Origin of the sequence: Verrucosispora sp. ts21, assembly GCF_002879555.1 — a bacterium.
GTDB lineage: Bacteria > Actinomycetota > Actinomycetes > Mycobacteriales > Micromonosporaceae > Micromonospora > Micromonospora gifhornensis.
In genome coordinates this window covers 16,944-39,308 of record NZ_PNOZ01000051.1, presented here as the reverse complement: position 1 = coordinate 39,308, position 22,365 = coordinate 16,944, and the positions used below count along the sequence as shown (strand labels likewise).

At 72.4% G+C, this 22,365-nt stretch carries 21 protein-coding genes; 5 read left to right on the top strand and 16 right to left on the bottom strand.

Going from position 1 to position 22,365, the window contains the following annotated elements; all coding sequences use genetic code 11:
• Window positions 1-162 precede the first annotated feature (162 nt).
• The 8 genes from C1A38_RS21190 to C1A38_RS21155 form a co-directional block, all read right to left on the bottom strand.
• Window positions 163-891 (bottom strand): hypothetical protein, encoded by a 729-nt coding sequence (locus tag C1A38_RS21190; protein WP_146017590.1) that lies wholly within the window; start codon window positions 889-891, stop codon window positions 163-165.
• A gap of 94 nt (window positions 892-985) precedes the next feature.
• Window positions 986-2,437, bottom strand: coding sequence for a response regulator transcription factor (locus C1A38_RS31950; RefSeq protein ID WP_233196936.1), 1,452 nt, complete (start codon window positions 2,435-2,437; stop codon window positions 986-988).
• Between the two features lie 66 nt (window positions 2,438-2,503).
• Entirely contained in the window at window positions 2,504-3,097 is a 594-nt protein-coding gene (locus C1A38_RS21180; protein WP_102659495.1) for a GNAT family N-acetyltransferase, read from the bottom strand.
• 111 nt (window positions 3,098-3,208) lie between these two features.
• A complete protein-coding gene (locus C1A38_RS21175) occupies window positions 3,209-3,559 on the bottom strand; it encodes a DUF2203 domain-containing protein (RefSeq protein ID WP_102659494.1) in 351 nt (116 codons plus the stop codon).
• 217 nt (window positions 3,560-3,776) lie between these two features.
• The gene (gene proC, locus C1A38_RS21170) at window positions 3,777-4,538 is read right to left on the bottom strand and encodes a pyrroline-5-carboxylate reductase (RefSeq protein ID WP_238358924.1); all 762 of its coding nucleotides are present in this window, start codon (window positions 4,536-4,538) and stop codon (window positions 3,777-3,779) included.
• Window positions 4,539-4,665: 127 nt separating this feature from the next.
• A complete protein-coding gene (locus tag C1A38_RS21165; protein ID WP_102659493.1) occupies window positions 4,666-5,694 on the bottom strand; it encodes a 6-phosphofructokinase in 1,029 nt (342 codons plus the stop codon).
• Window positions 5,695-5,841: 147 nt separating this feature from the next.
• The gene (locus tag C1A38_RS21160; protein WP_102659492.1) at window positions 5,842-6,372 is read right to left on the bottom strand and encodes a pyridoxamine 5'-phosphate oxidase family protein; all 531 of its coding nucleotides are present in this window, start codon (window positions 6,370-6,372) and stop codon (window positions 5,842-5,844) included.
• Window positions 6,373-6,453: 81 nt separating this feature from the next.
• Window positions 6,454-6,951, bottom strand: coding sequence for a polyadenylate-specific 3'-exoribonuclease AS (locus C1A38_RS21155; protein ID WP_146017589.1), 498 nt, complete (start codon window positions 6,949-6,951; stop codon window positions 6,454-6,456).
• A gap of 259 nt (window positions 6,952-7,210) precedes the next feature.
• Between C1A38_RS21155 and C1A38_RS21150 the strand changes: the two genes are divergently transcribed.
• On the top strand, window positions 7,211-7,903 hold the full coding sequence (locus C1A38_RS21150; protein ID WP_013735136.1) for a Crp/Fnr family transcriptional regulator: 693 nt from the start codon (window positions 7,211-7,213) through the stop codon (window positions 7,901-7,903).
• An 87-nt stretch (window positions 7,904-7,990) separates the two neighbouring features.
• On the opposite strand, the gene C1A38_RS21145 is transcribed toward C1A38_RS21150, so the two are convergent.
• Window positions 7,991-8,188, bottom strand: coding sequence for a hypothetical protein (locus tag C1A38_RS21145; RefSeq protein WP_162097625.1), 198 nt, complete (start codon window positions 8,186-8,188; stop codon window positions 7,991-7,993).
• Between the two features lie 177 nt (window positions 8,189-8,365).
• Here C1A38_RS21145 and C1A38_RS21140 point away from each other — a divergent pair, with 177 nt between their 5' ends.
• Window positions 8,366-11,935 carry an ATP-binding protein gene (locus C1A38_RS21140; protein WP_102659490.1) on the top strand — a complete coding sequence of 1,190 codons (3,570 nt, stop codon included), beginning with the start codon at window positions 8,366-8,368 and terminating at the stop codon, window positions 11,933-11,935.
• A gap of 47 nt (window positions 11,936-11,982) precedes the next feature.
• On the opposite strand, the gene C1A38_RS21135 is transcribed toward C1A38_RS21140, so the two are convergent.
• Window positions 11,983-12,675 (bottom strand): lysophospholipid acyltransferase family protein, encoded by a 693-nt coding sequence (locus C1A38_RS21135; protein ID WP_102659489.1) that lies wholly within the window; start codon window positions 12,673-12,675, stop codon window positions 11,983-11,985.
• A gap of 170 nt (window positions 12,676-12,845) precedes the next feature.
• Here C1A38_RS21135 and C1A38_RS21130 point away from each other — a divergent pair, with 170 nt between their 5' ends.
• The 3 genes from C1A38_RS21130 to C1A38_RS21120 all read left to right on the top strand — a co-directional run bounded on the left by C1A38_RS21130 (window position 12,846) and on the right by C1A38_RS21120 (window position 16,913).
• The gene (locus C1A38_RS21130) at window positions 12,846-14,267 is read left to right on the top strand and encodes a serine hydrolase domain-containing protein (protein WP_233196935.1); all 1,422 of its coding nucleotides are present in this window, start codon (window positions 12,846-12,848) and stop codon (window positions 14,265-14,267) included.
• A gap of 208 nt (window positions 14,268-14,475) precedes the next feature.
• On the top strand, window positions 14,476-15,324 hold the full coding sequence (locus tag C1A38_RS21125; protein WP_102659509.1) for a DUF308 domain-containing protein: 849 nt from the start codon (window positions 14,476-14,478) through the stop codon (window positions 15,322-15,324).
• Between the two features lie 176 nt (window positions 15,325-15,500).
• Window positions 15,501-16,913, top strand: a complete 1,413-nt coding sequence (locus C1A38_RS21120) for an alpha,alpha-trehalose-phosphate synthase (UDP-forming) (protein ID WP_102659508.1) — start codon at window positions 15,501-15,503, stop codon at window positions 16,911-16,913.
• A 110-nt stretch (window positions 16,914-17,023) separates the two neighbouring features.
• Here the strand turns inward: C1A38_RS21120 and C1A38_RS21115 are convergent, their stop codons facing one another.
• The 6 genes from C1A38_RS21115 to C1A38_RS21090 form a co-directional block, all read right to left on the bottom strand.
• Entirely contained in the window at window positions 17,024-17,848 is an 825-nt protein-coding gene (locus C1A38_RS21115; RefSeq protein WP_102659507.1) for an alpha/beta hydrolase, read from the bottom strand.
• Window positions 17,849-17,853: 5 nt separating this feature from the next.
• Entirely contained in the window at window positions 17,854-19,260 is a 1,407-nt protein-coding gene (locus tag C1A38_RS21110) for a flavin-containing monooxygenase (RefSeq protein WP_102659487.1), read from the bottom strand.
• A 93-nt stretch (window positions 19,261-19,353) separates the two neighbouring features.
• Window positions 19,354-20,064, bottom strand: coding sequence for an endonuclease/exonuclease/phosphatase family protein (locus tag C1A38_RS21105; protein WP_102659486.1), 711 nt, complete (start codon window positions 20,062-20,064; stop codon window positions 19,354-19,356).
• Window position 20,065: 1 nt separating this feature from the next.
• The gene (locus C1A38_RS21100) at window positions 20,066-21,013 is read right to left on the bottom strand and encodes an ROK family glucokinase (protein ID WP_102659506.1); all 948 of its coding nucleotides are present in this window, start codon (window positions 21,011-21,013) and stop codon (window positions 20,066-20,068) included.
• A 68-nt stretch (window positions 21,014-21,081) separates the two neighbouring features.
• The gene (locus tag C1A38_RS21095) at window positions 21,082-21,756 is read right to left on the bottom strand and encodes a hypothetical protein (RefSeq protein ID WP_013735146.1); all 675 of its coding nucleotides are present in this window, start codon (window positions 21,754-21,756) and stop codon (window positions 21,082-21,084) included.
• Between the two features lie 40 nt (window positions 21,757-21,796).
• The gene (locus C1A38_RS21090; RefSeq protein WP_102659485.1) at window positions 21,797-22,252 is read right to left on the bottom strand and encodes an SRPBCC family protein; all 456 of its coding nucleotides are present in this window, start codon (window positions 22,250-22,252) and stop codon (window positions 21,797-21,799) included.
• Window positions 22,253-22,365: the final 113 nt, after the last annotated feature.

The following is a 22,365-nucleotide window of genomic DNA, read 5'->3' as shown; positions in this document are numbered from 1 at the left end:
CTCCGCCGACCCGCTCGCCCGGTCCGCGTCACGCGACGGCGAATCCCCTGCGCGTCCCGTGGGCGGGCGAACTCCGCGCAGGTCACCCGGCAGGCGGACTCCGCGCGGGTCACGGATAAACGGACTCCGCGCGGGTGACGCGGCAGGCGGACTGCGCGCGGGTCACGCGACGGCGGATTCCGTGTGCGGGGTGGAGCGATCGTCGGCCGCCTGCGGGGTGGTGTCCCGTGCCTCGCGGTCGACGGCTCGCAGCCCGTACCAGCCGATCGCGGCGACCAGGGCCACCTGGAGCAGGTAGTCGACGATGACGACGGCGCGGCCGAACTGCGCCAGCGGGAGCGCTACGAAGAGCACCGCGTAGACCAGGGCGGCGATGGTCAACGGCCGGGGCATGGTCCGCGCGATCAGCGCACCGACCAGGGCCAGGAGCATGCCCGCGACGATCGCCAACTGGCTGCTGATGATGGCCGGGATCACCCAGTCCAGCCGGTCGTTGAGCACGTCGAACAGGGCGCGTCCCTGCGCCTCCGGCAGCACGGCCGGGTCGGCCGCGTAGGCGAACGGGAGCACCTCCGCGGTGATCGTCAGCGCGAACACCACGCCACCGAGACCGACCAGGAACGCGCCGACCAGGTTCAGCACCCCGGCGCGTCCCCTGCCGAGCCGGACGATGAAGACCGCGACGGCGACCCAGGACACCGCGTACGCCGGGCCACCCAGGTAGAGGTTCATCGGCCAGTACGCCGAGCCCAGTTCGCGAATGTCGTCGTACCGGATCGTGCCGTCGAACGGTGGTTCCCAGAGCATGAACACGGTCCGGCCGACCAGCGAGACGAGCAGCAGGACGAACAGGGCGACGAGCGCGACGCGGCGCAGGTACGGGACGGACACGGTGCCAGCCTCCACGGTCGAGTGATGGCCCACCGTGCCCCGAGGCCGCCGTCACCGGCATCGGCCTCAACACCTATCTTCAGCAATCTCCTGCTCAGGAGCGCTGTCGGCTGTGCTCCAGCCAGATCCGTGCCGCCTGCACCCGCCGGTTGGTGGTGCCGCCGGGCGTCAGGTCGAGCTTCATGAAGATCGCCCGCAGGTGTGCGTCGACCGTACGCTCGGACACCACCAGTTGCGCCGCGATCCCCGCGTTGCTGGCCCCCTCGGCAAGCGCAGCGAGCACCTCCCGCTCCCGCGCCGTCAACCCGCCGAGGGCCACCAGCCCGACCCCGCCCCCGCCCGATGCCCCGGCCGCCGTGGGCCCAGCGACCGCATCCGCCGTCCCGACCACGCCAGATCCACCGGCCGCGTCCGGACCAGTGACCGCATCCGTCGTCCCGGCTGAACCCTCGGCTGTGGGCGGCGTGTCGGACGGCAAAAGGTGCGGGGCTCCGACATGTGTCGGTGCGATCGTCGCCTCGACTCGCGGCGTCGTCTCCGGACCGACCGGTCCTGAAGGCGGCGGGGATGTGAGGGTTCGGGCCAGCAGGCCCGTCGCGACCCAGGCCGCGCCGCCGACGAGGACGGTAAGCGCCGAGACGAGCAGGGCTACCGTGGTCGGGCCGAGCGACGAGCCGGGAGCGGCCACGATCGTGCCGACGCCGGCGATGATCAGGGCTGCGGCGGTCAGACCGGCGACGCGGACCACGACGGTGACCTGACGAGGTTCGGCGGCACCCCGGGCGGCGGCGAGCGCGCAGCCGGCGGCGAACGCGGTGGCACCCGAGAGTGCCACCAGGAAGGCCACCGAGCCCAGCGCGGGTTCGACGCCGCCGGGTGCCCGGGCGACGGCGAGGAGCAGGCAGAAGGCGACGGTCAGCGGTGCCGCGGTGGTTGCCGCGGCGGCGATGCCGAGCCGTGCCCGGACGGTCTCGTGCGAGCCGAGGGCGGCTCGCCAGAGCGTCACCGGCAGCAGGAGCAGCGCGCCCATCCCCAGGAGGGTGGCGGCGGCGCCGACCGGCGCGAGCGCGGTACGCCACGACTCCCCCGCGATCGTCGGGAGCCCCGCGAACGGTTCGCTCGCCGTGGTCAGTACCGCGTTGACAAGTGTGACCACGCCCAACGTGAGGCCCACGACCCGGTGCGTCCAGGGGGTGGCACCGCTGGTGCGGACGGCCGCCGAGGCGGTGAGCTGCATCAGCGCGAGCGGCGGGATCCAGGCCGAGTTCCACGCCGCGACGGTCACCGCAGCCCACGGCTGGCCGGTAGCGACCGCGGCCACCGTCAGGACGGTGAGCAGGAGGTAGGCGAGCAGGGACACGGCCAGTCCGGCGGCGAGCCGGCCCGCGGCGCGGTGGCCCGATCGACCGAGTCGGGCAGCCACTACGGTGCTGACCGTCGCCGCCGCGGCCAGGGCGACAGCGCCGACCGGGTCGCTCGCGTAGCCGCCGTGGCCGGCCGCCCCCAGCGCGGCGAGCGCGACGACACTCGCCCCCGCCGTGCTCACGGCGACGACGGGCAGAACCTGTCGGGCCGGTGCAGGTCGGACGAGAGTCGTCGAACGCGCCATACCCTAGTGTTCTAGTCGCTCGCCGCCATCCGCACCGCGCGGCGCACCGGCGCGGTGGGCGCGCCACTCCGGGGCCAGCAGCGACCAGATCTCCAGGTCGGACCGCCCGTCCGGGCCCGCAACCACTTCACGCAGTACGCCGTCACGACGCATGCCGAGCCGACGGGCCACCGCGATGCTGCGGACGTTGCCGGCGAGGACACGCCACTCGACCCGGTGCAGGCCGCGTTCGTCGACCGCCCAGTCGATGAGCCGGCTGACCGCGCGGGTCACCAGCCCGCGTCCCTCGGCGGCCGGCTCCAACCAGCAGCCCGCCTCGCAGACTCCCGTCCCGGCGTTCAGTGACACCAGCAGCACCCCGCCGACAAGCGTCCCGTCGGACCAGATGCCCCAGATGCCGCCGTCGTCGCGGGCCCACCGGTCGGCGTAACGCTGGAGCACCAGCCGTGCCCCGTCCAGGTCGGTGGCCACGAAGGCCGGCGACACCCAGGGCGTCATGTTCTTCCGGGCCCGGTCCAGGTTGGCCAGGAACTCCTCCGCGTGCCACGGATTGAGCGGACGCAGCTCGGCATCGGCGGTCAACCGTACGGCGAACATTCAGTGCCCTCCCCCGTTGGTAAGCATGATCCACGCCCACCGTAGCGAGTGTCGCCACCGGACGAGTGGCCTCCACATCGGACCCGTGCCCGGCGCGGAGTTCAGTGGAGATCAGAGGGGGCGGCGGCCGGCGAAGCCGCAGTCTGCGCGGTGGTACCAGCGCACGTCGGCGTCCCCTTCCAGCCAGCACCAGAGCACCTGTCGGCCCTCGCGTTCGCCGGGGAAGTCGAGCAGCACCGGCGCGACGCTCTTGATCTCGATGCCGTGCTGCCCGATCTCGTCGCAGATCGCGTGCAGGCGCGCTTCCAGCCCCTTGAGCTCGGGTCGTCCGCCGAGTGCGCTGAGCCCGTGGTTGGTCAGATCGACCTGCAACTCGGTCAGGTCGGCGCGGACCCGGATCAGCTCGTCGATCCGAGGTTGCAGGGTGGCCACCAGGTGCCGGGCCTGAGCGAGAGTGAACACCGCGCCAGTATGCGTCACCCGGACCTGCCGGGGATACCAGCGTCGGGCGTGATCGACTCCGTTTCGCTGAACTGGCGGTTTCCCCGCCACAGGGAACCCGCCATATCGGCGTAACGGAGTGGATCATCCGCGACCCGACGCTGACCGGCGTCCGCGCCGAGCTGTCCGGCTGCCCGAGGAGGGGTCACTCCGAGCTGTCCGACTGCCCGGGGAGGGATCATTCGGCCTGGGCGGCCAGCTCGCGAGCGCGGTCGCGGGCCGCTTCCAGGGCGGCCAGCAGTGCCGCGCGTACGCCGTGATTTTCCAGCTCGCGGACGGCGGAGATGGTGGTACCGGCGGGCGAGGTGACCGCCTCGCGCAGCTTCACGGGATGTTCGCCGGAGTCGCGCAGCATCACCGCCGAGCCGATCGCGGTCTGCACGATCAGGTCGTGCGCCACCTGGCGGGGCAGGCCGAGCAGGATGCCGGCGTCGGTCATCGCCTCGACCAGCAGGTAGAAGTAGGCCGGGCCGGAGCCGGACAGGGCGGTCACCGCGTCCTGCTGGCTCTCCGGCACCCGGATGGTGGAGCCGAGCGGCTTGAACATCTCCTCGGCCAGCGCCAGGTGTTCCCCGGTGGCGTGCGCGCCGGCGGAGATGGCGGTCATCGCCTCGTCCACCAGGGCGGGGGTGTTGGTCATGACCCGTACGACCGGGGTGCCCTCGGGCAGCCGGCGGCTGAAGAAGCTGCTGGGCAGGCCGGCGCAGAGGGAGATGACCAGCTTGCCGCCGGGCACCTTCGGCCCGATCTCGTCAAGCAGTACCGCCGCGTCCTGTGGCTTGACCGACACGGCCAGCACGTCGGCCTCGTCGACCGCGGTGAGATTGTCCACCACCCGTACGCCGTAGCGGGCGGTCAACTCCTCGGCGCGGGCCGGGCGGCGGGCGGTGGCCAGCAGGCGGTCCACCGGCCAACCCGAGCGCAGCAGCCCGGACAGCATCAACTCGCCGATCTTGCCTGCGCCGATCACCGCGACGGTGCGCACTCCGGCTGACACCTGACGTACCTCCTCCGGGAAAGCGGTGTCGCGGCGGACCGGGCGGCCCGCCGCGACACCGGAACCACGATCAGCTCCCGAAGAAGACCTCGGCCTCGGCGTAGCGCTCCAGCGGGACGGTCTTGAGCTCACGGGTGGCGTCGGCGAGCGGGACGCGGACGATGTCCGTGCTCTGCATCGCGACCATCTTGCCCCAGTCGCCCTCGTGCGCGGCGTCGATGGCCTGCAGGCCGAGCCGGGTGGCCAGCACCCGGTCGAACGCGCTCGGGGTGCCGCCGCGCTGGATGTGCCCGAGCACGACGGTCCGGGCCTCCTTGCCGGTCTTGGCCTCCAGCTGCTCGGCCAGCCACTGGCCGATGCCACCGAGCCGGACGTGGCCGAACGCGTCAAGTTCCTGGTTCTGCAGGACCATCTGGCCCTCCAGCGGCTGGGCACCCTCGGCGACCACGACGATCGGCGCGTACTGGTGCTGGAAGCGCTTCTCGACGTAGCCGGCCACCTGCTCGACGTCGAAGGCCCGCTCCGGCAGCAGGATCACGTTGGCGCCGCCGGCCAGGCCGGCGTGCAGGGCGATCCAGCCGGCGTGCCGACCCATCACCTCGACCACCAGGGTGCGGTGGTGGCTCTCGGCGGTGGTGTGCAGCCGGTCGATGGCCTCCATCGCGATGTTGACCGCGGTGTCGAAGCCGAAGGTGTAGTCGGTGGCGCCGAGGTCGTTGTCGATGGTCTTCGGCACGCCGATGACGTGGACGCCCAGCTCGTGCAGCTTGGTGGCGACACCGAGGGTGTCCTCACCGCCGATGGCGATCAACGCGTCGACGCCCTGGGCGGCCAGGTTCTCCTTGATCCGCTCGACGCCGTTCTCGATCTTGAAGGGGTTGGTCCGCGAGGAGCCCAGGATGGTGCCGCCGCGCGGCAGGATCCCCCGGACCTCCGCGATGCCCAGCGGGCGGGACAGGCCCTCCAGCGGGCCCTTCCAACCGTCCCGGAAACCCACGAACTCATGGCCGTAGCTGGCGACGCCCTTACGGACCACCGCCCGGATGACCGCGTTGAGACCGGGGCAGTCGCCGCCGCCGGTGAGCACGCCGATACGCATGATCGCTCATCCTCCTGGGAGCATCTGGTCAAGCCCGATCAAGCCCCAGGATATGCGTCACGTCAGACCTTCGGCGCCGTTGCCGGCCCGGGGCGGGCCGTCATTGCGACTGTAGTCGCCGCTGGTCCGACCGGACACCGCGCCCCGCTACCGCTCAGTAGCGTGATCACGACGTTCACCGGCCGTCACCGGCACACTGCCCGGCGCGAACGCCGACGCACCAGGTGGCGCAGACCCGGCAGCACCGAGCAGATCCTGTCGACGGCCGGTGCGGTCCCAGCAACGGGCAGCGGTGACGTGCACGGCGATCAGGGTCAGACCGGGTGTGGTCGGCCCGTCCGGGAACCAGGTGGCCAGTTCCGGACGCCAGAGCCGCGCTGCCCGCGTCGGGTCGTGGTCGTCGCGAGCGGTGCCGGAGAGCGACACCCGGACCTGACTCTCCGGGTCGGCGAAGCTCACCTCGACCTCCGGGTTGACCCGCAGCTGCCGCACCGTCGCCGACCGGGCGTACCCGAAGAACCACAGCTCGCCGTCGAACGCCGCCCGTTGCAGGAGCATCGGCCGGCCCACCAGCCGACCGTCGAGCGAGATGGTGGTGAGCGTGCAACTGCCCGCCGCCCGGATCAGCTCGGTGATCCGCTCCCGCGCCGCGCCGACGGCCATCGCCTCGTCAGTCATGCTGGCGCTCGCTCATGGCGGTGCTCCCTCACGTCGACCCCCGTCAGGCCGAACCGGTGCCCGGGACGGAACCGGCCAAACCTACGATCCGGTCATCGCCCGCCACCGGGCCAGGTTGTGCCGGGCGTCGACCAGGGCGTCGTGCCGCGCCGAATCGGCGTTCGGCAGCCGCGGGCGACCCCGGTCGTCCCACAGCTGCCGCAGGTCCTTGGTGAACCGGGGGATCTCCCGGGGCAGCGCCGGCATGGCACCCCAGAGCTGGGCGAGCACCACGTGGTCGTACGCGGCGTACCAGGCCCACAGTTCCAACTCCTCGCCGTTGCCGGCGCGCAGCGGCTCGACGAGGAAGTCGTACAACTCGTCGCGGATGCGCTCACGGGAACGCCAGGCCCGATCCGCCGGCGAGGGCAGCTTGTCCAGGACGTTGCGGCGAACCCAGGGCACGGCTCGGGACGCGTCGAACTCGGTGGAGACCGCGTAGAACTCGCGGCCGTGCTCGTCGACCATGCCGATCGACACCAGTTCGACCGTGCGGCCGTCCTCGATGAATTCGCAGTCGTAGAAATAGCGGTAGACCATCTCCGCCATCCTCGCCGACGCCCGTACCGCCCTGACGAGCGGGGCGAGGCCTCGGGAGCGCTTCCACGCCACCCGCAACGGTGACATCGCAGCTGAAGCTGTCACACAAGCGACTTGAGGGGTGTACACCACGCGACCGGACCGTCATGATCTGATGTGTACCGCTACCGGACGCCGATCGGGTGTCAGTCCGCCTTGTCAGGGCCGCCAGGCTCACCCGGTGAGCGAGTTGGGTCCTTGACCGGGGAGGGGTGGGGCCGTGGAGATGCGCCTGCCAGAGCCGGGCGACGCTCTCACCGGTGTGGAGATGTTCGCCGGGCTGGAACCCGAGGTACGCCAGCGTGTGATCGCCGCCGCGGTGCCCCGGACATATCGCAAGGGTCAGTTGCTGTTCGTGGAGAACGACCCGGGCGAGTCGCTGATCGTGCTGCGCAGGGGTGCGGTCGCGGTGTTCCGCACCGCGCCGACCGGCGAACGGGCCGTTCTGTCGGTGATCCGACCACCTGACGTGCTCGGTGAGGTCTCGCTGCTCGACGCCTCCACCCGGTCCGCCTCGGCCGAGGCGATCGAGGACTGCACCGCCCTGGCCCTGTCCCGGGGCGCCTTCATGGAGTTGGTGCACTCGAACCCGCGCATCCTCGACGCGGTGATGCGGTCCCTCGGCGCGCTCATCCGCCGGCTGACCGAACAGAACGCCGACCATGTCTTCCTCGACCTGCCCGGCCGGGTCGCCAAGACGTTGGTGCGGCTCGCCGGCGAGAGCCAGGCACCGATGATCACCATCGAGCTGAACCAGAGCCAGCTCGCGGAGATGGCCGGCGGTTCCCGGCAGAGCGTCAACCAGGCGATCGGATCGTTCGCCAACCGGGGCTGGCTGCGTACCGAGGGCCGCCGGATCGTGGTCACCGACGTGCCGGCGCTACGCCGCCGCGCCGGCATGAGCGACCGCTGACCGGCAGCCGCGCGCACTTATCGCGAAGCCGGAACACGAAAGCGGCGTCGGGAACAGGTCCCGACGCCGCCCGTGTGCAGCTCACGGTCAGGGCTTGGTGCTCCCGGGCCCGGCCCAGTCGGTGCCGCCCGGCCCGGCCCAGTCCGTGCCGTCCTTGCCCTTGCCCGGCACCTCACCGACGATGCCCTGGGCCTGAAGCTGAGCGAGGGTCGCGGCGTCCACATCCACCGTGTCCCCGGCCAAGTGGGTGACGCCGTTACCGTCGGTCCAGTCGCTGCTCAACATGACGTACACCATGAGGCTGTCCCCCCTCTGATAACGATCAACGAATCGGTTGCCTGAATCTAGCCGTTGCGCCACACAGCGCACTGCCCGGCGGAGTGTCCACAAACCAACAGCCCGGTACCCGACACTCGGCTGGGCAGCGATACTCGGTCGTGCGCCCCGCGTCGGGGCTCACCAGTGGAGGGTGTCATCGCCACTCAGTGTGATCGCTGTGGACGCACCGCCGCCGACGGAGACCGCTTCTGCGGTGGCTGCGGCGCGGAGCTCGGTGCCGTCTGCCCGCACTGCCTGCGCCCGCTCGCGCCCGACGTGGCGTTCTGCACCTCCTGCGGCGCGCCCCGGGCCGGCAACGACCGTGCCCCGGCGATCCCGCAGGAGGACCGCCGCCGGGTCAGCGTGCTCTTCGTCGACCTGATCGACTTCACCCCGTACGTCGAGCGGGCCGACCCGGAGCTGGTCCGGGGCATGCAGACCGGGTTCTTCTCCGCCGCCCGGCGGGTGGTCAGCCAGTACGGCGGGGTGGTCGAGAAGTACATCGGCGACGCGGTGATGGCCCTGTTCGGCGCGCCGGTGGCCACCGAGACCGACGCGCTGCGGTGCGTACGGGCCGGCCTGGAGCTGCAACGGGTGCTCACCCGTTTCACGCCCACCGGCACCGACGGGCTGCGCTTCCGGGTGGGGGTGGCCACCGGCGAGGCGCTTGTCGACGTGGCCGCCGCCCGTGACGGTGGGCAGGCGATCGTGGCCGGCGACGTGGTCAACACCGCCTCCCGGTTGCAGTCCGTGGCACCGCCGGGCGGGGTGCTCGTCGACGGCACCACGCACGCGCTGACCCGCGACACCATCCGCTACGAGGAGCAGCCGCCGGTCACCCTGCGCGGGCGCTCCGCACCCACCGAGGTGTGGCTGGCCCTGGCCGCGGTACGCCAGCAGCCCGCCGACCGGGAACCGGACGCCACCCCGCTCATCGACCGCGAACATGAGCTGGGCATGCTTGTCAACGCCCTGCACCGCAGTCTGCGCGACCGCCGACCCCAGGTGGTGACCGTCTTCGGACGGGCCGGCATCGGCAAGAGCCGGCTGGTCCGGGAGCTGCACCGGCACACCGACCGGCTGGTGGACGAGCCATTGACCTGGCGGATCGGGCGCTGCCCACCGTTCGGCGAGAACGTCACGTTCGCCGCGCTGGCCGACATCGTCAAGGCCGAGGCGGGCATCCTCGACACCGACCCGGCCGGCACCGCCGCGCAGCGGCTCGCCGCTGCCGTCGGCGAGCTGGTCGGCCCCGGCGAGCGGGACCGGGTCGCGGACGCGCTGCGCCCGCTTGTCGGCCTTGCGGGCACCCCGCTGCCGGCCGAGGAGGCGGAGTCGGCGTGGCGGCGGTTCCTGTTGGCGCTGGCGGCCCGCCGCCCCACCGTGCTGGTCTTCGAGGATCTGCACTGGGCCGACGACGCCATGCTGCGCTTCGTGGAACTGCTCGGCGCGGCGGCCCGGGACGTGCCGCTGCTGCTGCTCTGCACCGCCCGTCCCGAGCTGGTCGACCGGGACCCGAGCTGGGCGGGGACGATCACCGGCTCGGTGACGATCACCCTGCCGCCGCTGCGCGACACCGGCATCGCCGCGTTGTACGCGCACATGTTCGGTCAGGCCGCCTTCTCCGCCGACCTGCTCACCCCGCTGATCGAGGTGGCCGGCGGCAACCCGCTCTACGCCCACGAGTACGTCCGGATGCTGATCGAGCAGGGTGCGTTGCGTCAGTCGGGGCGGGGCTGGTCGCTGGAGAAGCACCTCGACCTGCCGATGCCGGAGAGCGTGCACGCGGTCATCGCCAACCGGGTCGACCTGCTCGATGCGAAGGAGCGGGCGGTGCTGCTGGCGGCGGCCGTGGTCGGGGTGCAGTTCTGGCCGGGCGCGGTGGCGGCGGCGGTCGGGCAGTCGGTCGAGGCGGTCGAGCGGGCGCTGCGCCGGCTGGAGCAACGCGACTTCGTGCACGAGCAGGGTGCGTCCACCATGGCCGGTCAGCCGGAGTACCGGTTCCGGCACGTGCTGGTGCGCGACGTCTGCTACCAGCGGTTGCCGCGTACCGAGCGGGTGGCCCGGCACGAACGCACGGCGGACTGGCTGGACACGCTGTCGCAGAGCCGGGACACCGACCTGGCCGAGGTGCTGGCTCATCACCGCTGGGCGGCACACGAGATCGCCCGGTCGCTGGGCATGGACACCACCCGGTACGCCGGCCCGGCCCGGGCCGCGCTGCACCGGGCGGCCCGCCGGGCGTACGCCCTGCACGGGTTGGACGCTGCCGCCGGGCACGCGGGTCGGGCCCTCGGGCTGGCCGACGACTCCGACCCGGTGGGCCGGCTCCAGCTGGAACTGTTGAGCACGGAGATCTCGTTCTACCGTGACGGCAACGCGTTCCTCTCCGGTGGCGGCTCCGAGCAGGTGCAGACGCTGGCCGACCGGCTGCTGGCGCACGGCGACGAGGCGTGCGCGGCGCGGGCCTGGACGCTGCTCGGTCAGGCGGCGTGGCTGCGCGCCGACCGGCAGGCCGCACTGGCCTGCCTGGACCACGCGGTACGGCTGTTCGAGCCGCTGCCGGACAGCGCCCAGAAGGCGGACGCCTACGCCGAGCTGGGTCGGCTGCACATGCTCAACTACGAGCGCGACGCGGCGGTGGCAGCGGCCGACACCGCGTCCGAGATCGGCGAGCGGCTCGGCTTGACCGAGATCCGCACCAACGCCCGGATCACCGCCGCCACCGCCCGCTACCAGGCCGGCGACCGCTCCGGCCTGGACGAGTTGTACGCCATCGTCGAGTTCAGCCGGGGCCGGCAGCTGCTGGCGTTGCCCCGGGCCACCCAGAACCTCGCGTACGCGGTGCGGGAGGAGGGCGACTGGCTGCGCTCCGACGCCCTGCTCTCGGCTGCGCCGGCCCGCACCGCGAGCGGGCAGACGCTGACCACCAGCTACTCGGGCGAGGCGATGCGGGCCTGGTTCGAGGGGGACTTCGGTCGGCTGCTCGCCGCCGCCGAGGCGTTCGTGGACACCCCGACCGGCAGCTGGGACATGCAGGTCCGTGGGCTGCGGTCGTGCCTGCTGGTGCTGCGTGGCCAGCCGGTGCCGCCGGCCGCCGGTTCGTCGACCGCCCCGGGTCCGGCAGCGGTGCCGGCGGGCGACGACGTGGCTGCCGCGCTGGAGACCGCCCGGCGCAGCGGCTTCCACCGGCTGCACTGGACGATGCTGGCGATGGGCGCGCTGTGCCGGGCGGTGCAGGGGCGCACCGAGTGCGCGGTGTCCCTGCTCGACGAGTTGGCACAGGCGTGGACGGCGGTGCCGGCGCTGGCCAGCGGCGAGTGGATCGCCGCCGCCAGTTGGGCGGCCACCCTCACCGGCCGCAGGTCCGCCGCTCGGGTACGCGGCATGCTGGATCAGGTCGGTCACCGTACGCCCTGGTCGGAGGCGGCGCTGCGGACCGTCACCGGGGCGCTGGCCGGCGCCGACGGCGACCACCGGCACGCCGCGGAACTGCACCTGGCCGCCGCCGAGCTCTACGCGGGCATTCCCGACGTCACCGACCGGATCCTGGCGTTGACGTTCGCGGTGCGGGAACTGGAGACGGTGGGCGAGCACGCGCGGGCCGCCGATCCGCTGGCCGAGGTACGGGCCTTCGCCCACCGCAACGCCGCACCGGGCCTGCTCACCCTGGCCCGACCGGACGTCGGCGAGACCCGGACCCTCGCCGGCTGACCCGCCACCGTCGGGCGGCACAACCGAGGCGACGTGCCGAAAGCGGCTCAGGCGGCGACGGGGGCGGCGGGTGGGTTCTTCAGCTTCTGGGCGTAGACGTCGACGTACTCACGGCCGGAGAGTTCCATCAGCTCGTACATGATCTCGTCGGTGACCGCGCGCTCGACGAACCGGTCACCGGCCAGCCCGGCGTACCGGGAGAAGTCCAGCGGCGGGCCGAACCGGATGCGCACCCGTTCCACTCTGGGCAGCAGCGTGCCGGGCGGCTGGATCCTGTCGAGGTTGAGCATCACCACCGGCACCACCGGCGCGCCGCTCTCCAACGCCAGCCGGGCCACGCCGGTCTTGCCCCGGTAGAGCCGCCCGTCCGGGGAGCGGGTGCCCTCCGGGTAGATGCCGGCGATGCCGCCGGCCCGCAGCACCTTGAGCTGGGTGTCCAGGGCGGCGCGGGCCGCCTGGCCGCCGGAGCGGTCCACCGGGATGGTGCCGGTGCCAGTGAAGAACATCTTCGTCAGCGCACCCTTGATCCCCTTGCCGGCGAAGTACTCCGCCTTGGCCACGAAGGTGACCTTCCGGGGCACGATCAACGGGGTGAAGATCGAGTCGGAGAAGGAGAGGTGGTTGCTGGCCAGGATCACCGGGCCGGTGGCCGGTACGTGGTGCAGGCCCTCCACCTGCGGCCGGAAGATGAGTCTCAGCAGTGGGCCGAGAATCACGTACTTCAACAGCCAGTACAGCACCGGCGTCCTTCCCTTGGCGGTGGTTCGCGACGGCGCGGTCGCGACACGAGCCTACGAATCCGGCCCGCCGATCACAACGGTTACCGGGCAGACTCAGAAACCGTGACACAGCGCCGCCGGCAAGGGGCAGGGGCTTTGTCGGACGATCAACGCCTGTCATGATGCGGCGCATGTCTGTGCACCGCCGTACCGTGCTCGGGCTCGGCCTGGCCGCGGTCACCGCTGCCGTCGCCGGCTGCCGCCAGCCGGTGTCGCCGTCCACGCCGGACGCCGTTGCCGCCACCGGCTCACCCACCGGCCCCGCCGCGACGCACCGTCCCGGCGCCGGGGCGTCGAGTGCGCCGCCCACGGGAACGCCCTCGGCGGCGGCCGGCGAGGCGCTCGGCGCGGCACCCGGCAGCTCGGCCGAGGCGGCGGCCGACGGCAGCCTGAGCGGGCAGGCCGGCATCGGCACGCCGTCACCGCTGAGCCGGGGCCTGGCGATGGAGCTGACCCGGCACCTGAAGCCCACGGCACAGAACCCGAACCACCCCGCGTACGCCGGCGCGGTGACGTCCGTGCAGGTCGACGGCAAGCTCGTCGCCCGGGCCGTGGTCGGCAAGGCGCTGCGCTACGGTGCCGGCCCGGTGCTGCTGCCCGAGTCGAAGCAGGTCGCCATGCGTCACGACTCGATCTTCGACACCGCCTCGCTGACCAAGGTGTTCACCGCCATCCTGACCCTGCAGCAGGTCGACGCCGGCCGGATCGCCCTCGACGCCCCCGTCGTGGAGTATCTGCCCGGCTTCACCGGTGCCGGCAAGAGCAAGGTCACCGTCGGCATGCTGCTGGCGCACACCAGCGGGCTGCCCGTCGGCGCCAAGGTCACCGGTCTGCCCGACGACGCCGCCCGGCGGGCCGCCGTCCTGGCCACCCCGCTGATCAAGGGCGCCACCCCCGGCACGGTCTTCCGCTACTCCAGCGTCGGTCTCATGGTCGCCGCCCAACTCGTCGAGCACGTCACCGGTCAACGGCTCGACAAGGCGCTCAAGTCCGGCATCACCGGCCCGCTCGGCCTGCGCGACACCGGCTTCAACCCCAAGACCTGGCTCAGCAGCGCCGACCAGGCCGCGCGACTCGTCGCCACCGACGCCCGCTCCAGCCGGGGACTGCTGCGGGGCACCGTGCACGACGACGTCGCCAACCATCTCGGTGGGATCGCCGGACACGCCGGCATCTTCTCCACCGCCGCCGACCTCACCGTCATCGGGCAGCTCCTGCTGGACGGCGGCACCTACCGCGGCACCCGGATCCTCTCCGCGGAAACCACCGCGAAGATGCTGACAAACGTCAACGCCGGCCTGCCCGCCGTCGACGCCGAACGTCCCGACCGCACCTCCGACCATGGCCTGGGGGTGGTGCTTCACCAGCCCTGGTTCATGGGCAAACTCGCCACCAGTCGCACCTTCGGACACACCGGCTTCACCGGCACCTCGCTTCTCGTGCACCCCGGCCGCCGGATCGTGCTCGTTCTGCTCACCAACCGCGCGCACCCCAACTGGAGCTGGGCCAACCCCGATCCGGTCCGGGTCGCGGTGGCGAACCTCTGCGCCTGAGCATCCGCCGGATTGCCTGGCACCCGCCGCACAAAAGGACAAAGAGCCGCGTGTCGACCAGCGGCGCGGGACGCGCCCGGGTACCCCACGCCACAAGGCACTCCCCGAACCCGGTCCGGACGTGTCACGATTCAGAGCACGGCGTGTGGGTGGCGCCCAGGGGCTGGACGCGGGGCGCGCCGGCGGCGCGATGAGGAGGATGGTCCGGGTGTCAGCGGGTGGAGCCCGCCGGGGACGGCGGGACAACGGGATCGACGCGAACGAGTACGCCGTGGCCGGCGACGTCGATCCGCGCGTCGGCGAGCACCTGCTCGACGTGCTGGCGGCCGGCGGCATCGCCGCGTACCTGCAACCGTCGGCAGATCTGAATCCGGTCACCCGCACCACCACCGTCCCGCCTCGGCCGGTCGACCGGCTCTACGTGGACCGCTCGCACCTGAGCACGGCCCGGGACTACCTCAACCAACTGTCCGACGAGGGCACCTCGGGACGGGTCAACGAGGAACCGGACATCGACGCCGAATGGGCTCAGATCGTCGCCGGGTTCCACTCCTCGCCGGGCGCCGGGGCGCACCCGTGGCCGGCCGCGGAGGACGTGGACGAGCCGCCGGGCCGGGCGGGCACCACCACGACCGCGACCCTGCCGGGCCCCGACGAGCCGGCCGGACCGACCGCCACCGGCGTACGCCGGTTGCCGTACGCGGCGGACATCTCCGGTGTCTCGGTGGGCCGTGGCCCACGCGACGGCGACGGCCCTTCACTGTTGGAGGGCCTGGACACCTTCGGCGCGGACCTGCCCGACGACCCGGACGCCGACGAGCGTTACGTGCCGCCCCCGCCCCCACCGCTGCCCCGGGTGTCGAAGTTCGCGGTGGCCGGTGTGCTGGCCATTCTGCTCGGGTTCGTGCTGTTCCTCTTCCCCGACCTGGTCCCCGCCGATCGGGGCGTGGTGACGCTGCTCGGTTTCACCGGCATCCTCGCCGGTTTCGTCACGTTGGTGTGGCGGCTGCGTCCGGGCGACGAGGAACGCGATCCCGACGACGGGGCGGTCGTCTGAGCCCGCCGAGCCGGAAGCCGCCCGGATACCGGGACGCAGACCGCCTACGCCGAGGGATGTAACAGTGGTGTAACTTACTGTCAGTAGGAATACCGACAGTACGTCACGTCACCCTCCGACTGCCCGGTTGTTCCTTTCTCGTGGCGGTCACTCCCCTGCTGATCGGAATGCCCGAGATGCGACAGAGCTCCCTCGTGGTGGTAGCCAACCGCCTCCCCATCAACGACAACGTGGCGCTCGATGGCGCCTGCGAGTGGCGACGCAGTCCTGGTGGCCTGGTGAGCGCCCTGCACCCCCTGTTGAGACACACCCCGGCGACCTGGGTCGGTTGGGCCGGCGGGACCGGTCCCGCGCCCACCCTGCCCGACGTCGACGGGGTACGCATGCACACCGTGCCGTTGAGCAGCGAAGACCTGCGCGATCACTACGAGGGCTTCGCGAACGCGACCCTCTGGCCGATCTACCACGACGCGGTGGAACAACCCGAGCACCACCGGCGCTGGTGGGACGCGTACCAGCGGGTCAACCAGCGCTTCGCCGAGGCCACCGCCCAGGTCGCCGAGAAGGGCGCGGTGGTCTGGGTGCAGGACTACCACCTGCAACTGGTGCCGGGCCTGCTCCGTGCCCTGCGACCCGACCTGCGCATCGGTTTCTTCCTGCACGTGCCGTTCCCACCGCCGGAGCTGTTCATGCAGCTGCCGCGCCGGGCCGAACTGCTGCACGGGATGCTCGGCGCGGATCTGGTCGGTTTCCAGCGGGCTCAGGCCGCGCACAACTTCGCCCAACTGGTGACCAAGGTGCTCGGGCTGCCGGCCACCGACCGACGGATCGCGGTCGAGGACCGGATCGTCCGCATCGGAGCCTTTCCGGTCTCCATCGACACCGCCGAGATGGCGGCGCTCGCCGACCGGCCCGAGGTGGCCGACCGGGCGCGCCGGCTGCGGCACGACCTCGGCAGCCCGGAACAGGTCATCCTCAGTGTCGACCGGATGGACTACACCAAGGGCATCGAGCAGCGGCTCAAGGCGTACAGCGAGTTGCTCGAAGGTGGACACGTCAAGGTCCGCGACACGGTGCTGGTGCAGGTGGCGGTGCCCAGCCGGGAACGGGTCGGTCAGTACCAGATCCTCCGCGACCGGGTCGAACGCGAGGTCGGACGGATCAACGGCGAGTTCGGCCGGGTGGGCGAACCGGCGATCCACTACCTCACCCAGCCGTTCGACCGGACCGAACTGGCCGCGCTCTACCGGATCGCGGACGTGATGGCGGTGACCCCGCTGCGCGACGGGATGAACCTGGTCGCCAAGGAGTACGTGGCCGCCCGGGTGGACGACGCCGGTGCGCTGCTACTCAGCGAGTTCGCCGGGGCTGCCGCCGAACTGTCGCAGGCGTACCTGGTCAACCCGCACGACCTGGAAGGGCTCAAGCAGGGGTTGCTCGCGGCGCTGCGCGCCGAGCCGGCCGACGTGCGGGCGCGGATGCAGGCCATGCGCGCGTACCTGCGGGAGCACGACATCCGCGCCTGGGCCCGCTCCTATCTGTCCACCCTGGACCAGAGCGGGTTGCTGCTCACCCGGCTCGGCGGTTGAGCCGAGCCACCGGGCCGACCCCACTGCGCGGGCGAGCACCGGGCCGACCCCACTGCGCGGGTCGGCCCATCGGCCCGGTCAGGGCCGGCCCGACGGCCCCGGTGCCCCGATCAGGGCCGGCCGGCGCGGCCCGGTTGTTTGAGCAGCCAGTCGAGGATGGCGTCGATCGGTTCCTGCCACCGGGCGTCCAGCATCAGGTCGTGTCCCATGCCTGGAAAGAGCAGCGGGGCCGAGCCGTAACGCCGGGCGGCGCGGGTCAGCGCCGTCGCCGGCACCACCCGGTCGTCGGGGCTGCCCAGCACCAGCACCGGCGGGCGACCCACCGCCGGTTCCGGGTCGGTGCCGGCGAGCAGTTGCCACTGGGCACGCCGGGCGGCCCGACCCAGCCGGGCGGTGTACCGCCGGGCCTCGGCCTCGGGCAGTTCCCGGCTGAACAGCTGGCTGCGGCTCAGCCGCAGGCCGCCGCCGAACACCGCCGGCAGGGTGCCGAACGGGTTGCGGCGCAGCGCCGCACCCAGGCTCGCCCAGCCACCGAACACCGGGGCCACCAGCACCGCCGCCCGGGCCGGGTAGCGGGCCAGGGCGTGCGCCACCACGAGCGCCCCGGCGCCGTGCCCCACCAGCACCGCCTGGCGCGGCAGGCCCGCCGCCGCCTGGACCACGTCGTGCGTGTACGCCCGCAGGTCCGCCTCCGGCGCCGGGCCGCTGCCGCCGTGCCCGCGCAGGCTCACCGCGTACGCCGGAAAACCCCGGGAGGCGCTGTGCCCGAGCCAGTGCTCGGCGTACGCCCAGGCGCCGTGCCCGAAGCCGGGTACGAACAACAGCGGCGGGTGTCCCTCCTCCAGTTCGGGGGCGGCGCTGAGCACCTCACGCCGTACCGGCCGTACCGGACGGGCCCACTCCCAGCCGCGCACGATCCGCGGCCGCTCGCTCACCTGCGTCACTTGCCCTCCAGGTCACGCAGCGCACGCTCCAGGGCGCGCAGGTAGTCGACGTGGCCGACCTCGAACCAGTGCCGGGTCGAGTCCTTGACCCGTCCCGAGTAGCGCTCGCCCGCGCCCGCCGAAACCCGGCCCGCGAAGGCGTCGGCCCGGTCCGGGCGGGTGAGGCGGGTGTGCAGCAGCCGGGCGAACAGCACCGCCTGCCAGTGCACCAGCGGGAACAGGCCGGAGTCCGGCTGGAGCAGGCCGGCGACGGCGAGGGTCGGATGGTTCGGCACGAACGCGTTGAGCCACAACCGGGGGCGTCCCACACCCTCGTCGTCACCGAGGATCTTCGCGTCCAGGAACTCGAAGCGCGGCAGGTAGCCGGTGGCGAAGACGACAAGCTCCGGGTCGATCTGCCGACCGTCGGTCAACTCCACCGAGTGCGGATGCAGCCGCGCGACGTCCGGCACCGGGGTGATCGCGCCGTGGCCGACGTGGTAGACCAGCTGGCTGTTGGCGATCGGGTGGGTCTCGTACACCCGGTGGTCCGGTGCGGGCAGGCCGAAGCGGGTCAGGTCGCCGACGGTCAGCCGCAACGTGCGGTGGTAGAGCCACTGGCGCGCTCGCAGCGGCACCCGCAGCGCCAGCAGGGTGTCGTTGACCTGGTCGGCCGGACGACCGAAGACGTACTTGGGGGCGTACCAGTAGCCCCGGCGGGTGGAGTGCCAGCAGTGTGAGGCCTGCTGGGCGGCCTCCACGGCGATGTCGCAGCCGGTGTTGCCGGCGCCCACCACCAGCACCCGCTTGCCGCGCAGCTGCGCCGGGTCCTTGTAGGACGAGGCGTGCATGACCTCGCCCCGGAACTGTTCCAACCCGTCGTAGCGGGGCAGCTTCGGCGACCAGTTGTGCCCGTTGGCGATCAGCACGGCGGCGTACCGGGAGGTGCGTTCGGGGCCGTAGCCGCCGGTGCTGCGGGTGGTGACGTCCCACCGGTCGCCGTCGACCGGCTCGATGCGCACCACCTCGGTGCCGAACCAGATGTGTCGGCGCAGGTCGAAGTGGTCGGCGTAGCGCTCGAAATAGGACAGCAGCTGGCTGTGGTGCGGATAGTCCGGCCAGTCGTCCGGCATCGGGAAGTCGGGGAACTGAGTGAACGGCCGCGACGAGATCAGGTGGGTGCTGGCGTACACCGGGCTGCGGTCGTGCCGCCAGTTCCAGGCACCGCCGATGCCGGTCTCCCGCTCGTAGCAGTCGACACCGAAGCCGTGCTCGGCGAGGTTCTTGATGGCGGTCAGGCCGCTGGCTCCGGCGCCGATGACGCAGACGGTGTCGCCCCGGTCGGCGATCGGGCGACCGTCGTGGCTGCGAGCCAGTGTGGTCGTCTCCGCATCGGGCCGGCCGTGCTCGGTGGGGGTGGGCACCGGGGGGTCTCCTTCGTCTCGGCACGCCTGCCGGGTCGCGCGAAATCCTCTCCACATCCGCGCGGTATGTCCAGCCCGTCCGAGCGCCGCAGCTCAGTCCGCGACGGGTAGGAGCAGGTCGACGACGATCGGAAAATGGTCGCTGGCGCGGCGGCTCAGCGGGGTGTCCAGCACGTCGTAGTCGACAACGGTGATCCGAGGGTCCACGAAGACCCCGTCGATGCGCCGCCGAGGGTCGGCGCAGGAGTAGGTGAGCCGGTCGGCCCGGTCCGCCGCCACCGCCGCGTCGGTCAGTCCGTGCGCGACGGTGTGCCAGGCCGGGCCGCCCGGTTCCTCGTTGAGGTCGGCCGCCGCGATCACCGGCAACGGCGCGACGTCCAACTCCCGCTTGAACAGTTTCGCCTGGTCGGGCCGCTCGACCGGGTCGGTTGCCAGGTGCGAGCCGGCCACCGTGAAGCGGGCCGGGCCCCCCACCACGCAGTCGGCGTACGCGGCACCGCGCAGGTGCCGGCCGGGGGTCAGCGGGAAGCGTTGGTGCCGCACCCCGGTCACCCGTACCCGCAGGCTGACCAGGAGCAGGTTGCCCAGCGCCGGCAACCCGCCGGCGGCGACCACGAGACCGAACGAGGCGGCCAGCGTGGCCGACTTCGCGCGCCAACCGAACCGGCGCGGCCCCTCCTGGACGATCAGGACGTCGGGTGCCAGCTGGCGGACGACCGTGGCCAGCGCGGCGACGTCGTCACGCTGGCCGTGCACGTTGTACGACACGACGCGCAGCGGCACGCCGGAGTGGGCGTCGGTCACCTCAGATCCGCCGGGCCAGGTCGGCCGCGCCGATGACGCCGGCGGCGTTGCCCAGCTCCGCGGGGCGGATCTCGGCCACCGGCAGCCGGCTGCGTTGGGCGAGTGACTCGGCGTACGACCGCCGGGTCGGGCCCATCAGCAGCTCGCCGGCGTCGATGACGCCACCGCCGACGACAAGCACCTGCGGGTCGAGCATCTGCGCCATGTCCGCCATGCTGGTGCCGAGCCAGCGCCCGACCTGGGCGAACGCCTCGGCGGAGACCGGGTCGCCGCTCTTGGCCGCGGCGGTCACCATCGGGCCGGTGATCGCCTCGGCCTCGCCGTCGGCGAGTTCCAGCAGCGCGGTGGCCCGCTGCGGCTCCTGCCGGGCCGCAGCGCGGGCGAAGCGGACCAGGGCGCTGCCGCTGGCGTACTGCTCGATGCAGCCGAGCCGACCGCAGCCGCACTGGTGCCCGTCCGGGACGGTGAGCATGTGACCCAGTTCGGCGGCGATGCCGTTGGCACCCCGGACCAGGTCACCGCCGAGCACGATGCCACCGCCGACGCCGGTGCCGATGGTGAACATGACCATCGAGTCGTCGGCGTTGCGGGCCGCGCCGTAGCGGAACTCCGCCCAGGCAGCCACGTTGCCGTCGTTCTCGACGATCACCGGCAGGCCGACCGCCGCGCTGACGTACGCCCGCAGCGGCTCGTCCCGCCAGGCCAGGTTCGGGGCGAAGAGCACGGTGGAGCGGCTGGCGTCGATCCACCCGGCCGCGCCGATGCCGACCGCCTGGATGTCGTGCCCGGCGGCCAGTTCGGTGACCAGTTCGGTGATGACGTCGCGGGTCTTGCCCACGTCGTCGGCGGGGGTGTCCCGTCGGGTCTGCACCAGCACCGTGCCGGTGTCGTCGACGACACCACCGGCCACCTTCGTGCCACCCACGTCGACTCCGATGGTCAGCGTCACCGCTGCCACTCCCCTCTGCTGTGCCCCGCGCGTACCTGCCCTGGCCGGTGGTGCGGGTCGTCCTGAGATCAGGCTTCGTCGCCTGCTGCGCCCTGCTGCTCGGCGCTGGTGGGCGCCGCGGCCTCCGACGCGGTCCGGCGCTCGCCGTCCGGCGTCCGTGAGGCGGGCACCACCGGGCGGCCGGTCTCCGGCGTCGGGCCTACGGCGTCCGCGACCGGCCCGGCGGCATCGACGGGCGGGACGGCCGGGACGGCACCCTCTTCCGCTCGCGTCGCGGCGGTCCAGACGTGCCGATCCGGTGCCGGCTGAGAATCATGCCCGGTACGGGTCGCCTCGCGCCACACGTGGTCGCTGTCCGGGTCCCCGCCCGGGCCGCTGGAGGGGTCGTCGGGCGTCTCGGGCGGGGCGAAGGCCCGCAGAAAGCTCGCCAGTCCGGCGGCCAGATCGCCCGCGCCGGTGGCCAACCTCTCGGCGAATTCCGGACTCGGATCGCGTAACGCGGCGATTCCCCGGCAGACCGGGCAGACACAGCATTCCGGCGCACCAGTGGCGAAACCCGGGCCGGTTGCGCCCTCGGGCTCCTCGGACGAGTCGTTGTGACCGAGGACACTGGTCATGATCCCGCTCAGTGAGCCCAGCGGCCCTGTGCCGGGGTTGCCGGCGGCCAACCGCGCGCTGGCCAGCAGAGTGGCGACCAGCCGCTCCGCCTCCTGTCGGGCCGAACCCGGATCCGTTGCACCCATCGTGGGCTCCTCTACCGTGGCGACCGCGCCGCCGGACGCGTCACTGCGCCGAACCAGTTGCTTCTACCCGGCGCTTGAGCTGCTTCAACGCGGTATCCATGATCATCTTCTCGGCCTTGCGCCGGAACATTCCGAGCATCCCGACCGCGAGTTCCACCTCCAGGGTGTAGGTCACGGTGGTGCTCCCGTCGGCATTACCGACCAGGTCGTACGACCCGCGCTGGAGCCTCTGCATCTTCGACGGTGTCACCAGGTGCCACTCGATGCGGGACAGGTCCTCGGCGTAGGCGTACTCCAGCACGTACTCGTCGGCCAGCACGCCGGCGTCCAGGACGAAACGGACCTGGCTGGCGTAACCGTCCTCGTACTCCTCGATGACCTCGACCTCGCGCATCGCGTCGGTCCACCGGGGATAGCTCGGGAAGTCACAGATGACCGCCGCCACCTGGTCCGGTGACGCGGCAATGGTGATCGACTGGGTGGAGGAGTCCGCCATGGGGGGAGGCTACCCGCCCCGGGAGCCGGTCGTGCCGCGCCGCCCCACCTGCGATGTGCTCGCCAGCGGCGGGGCAGGTAGGTTTCGAGATGAGCAGACCCGCCGGTGGCACC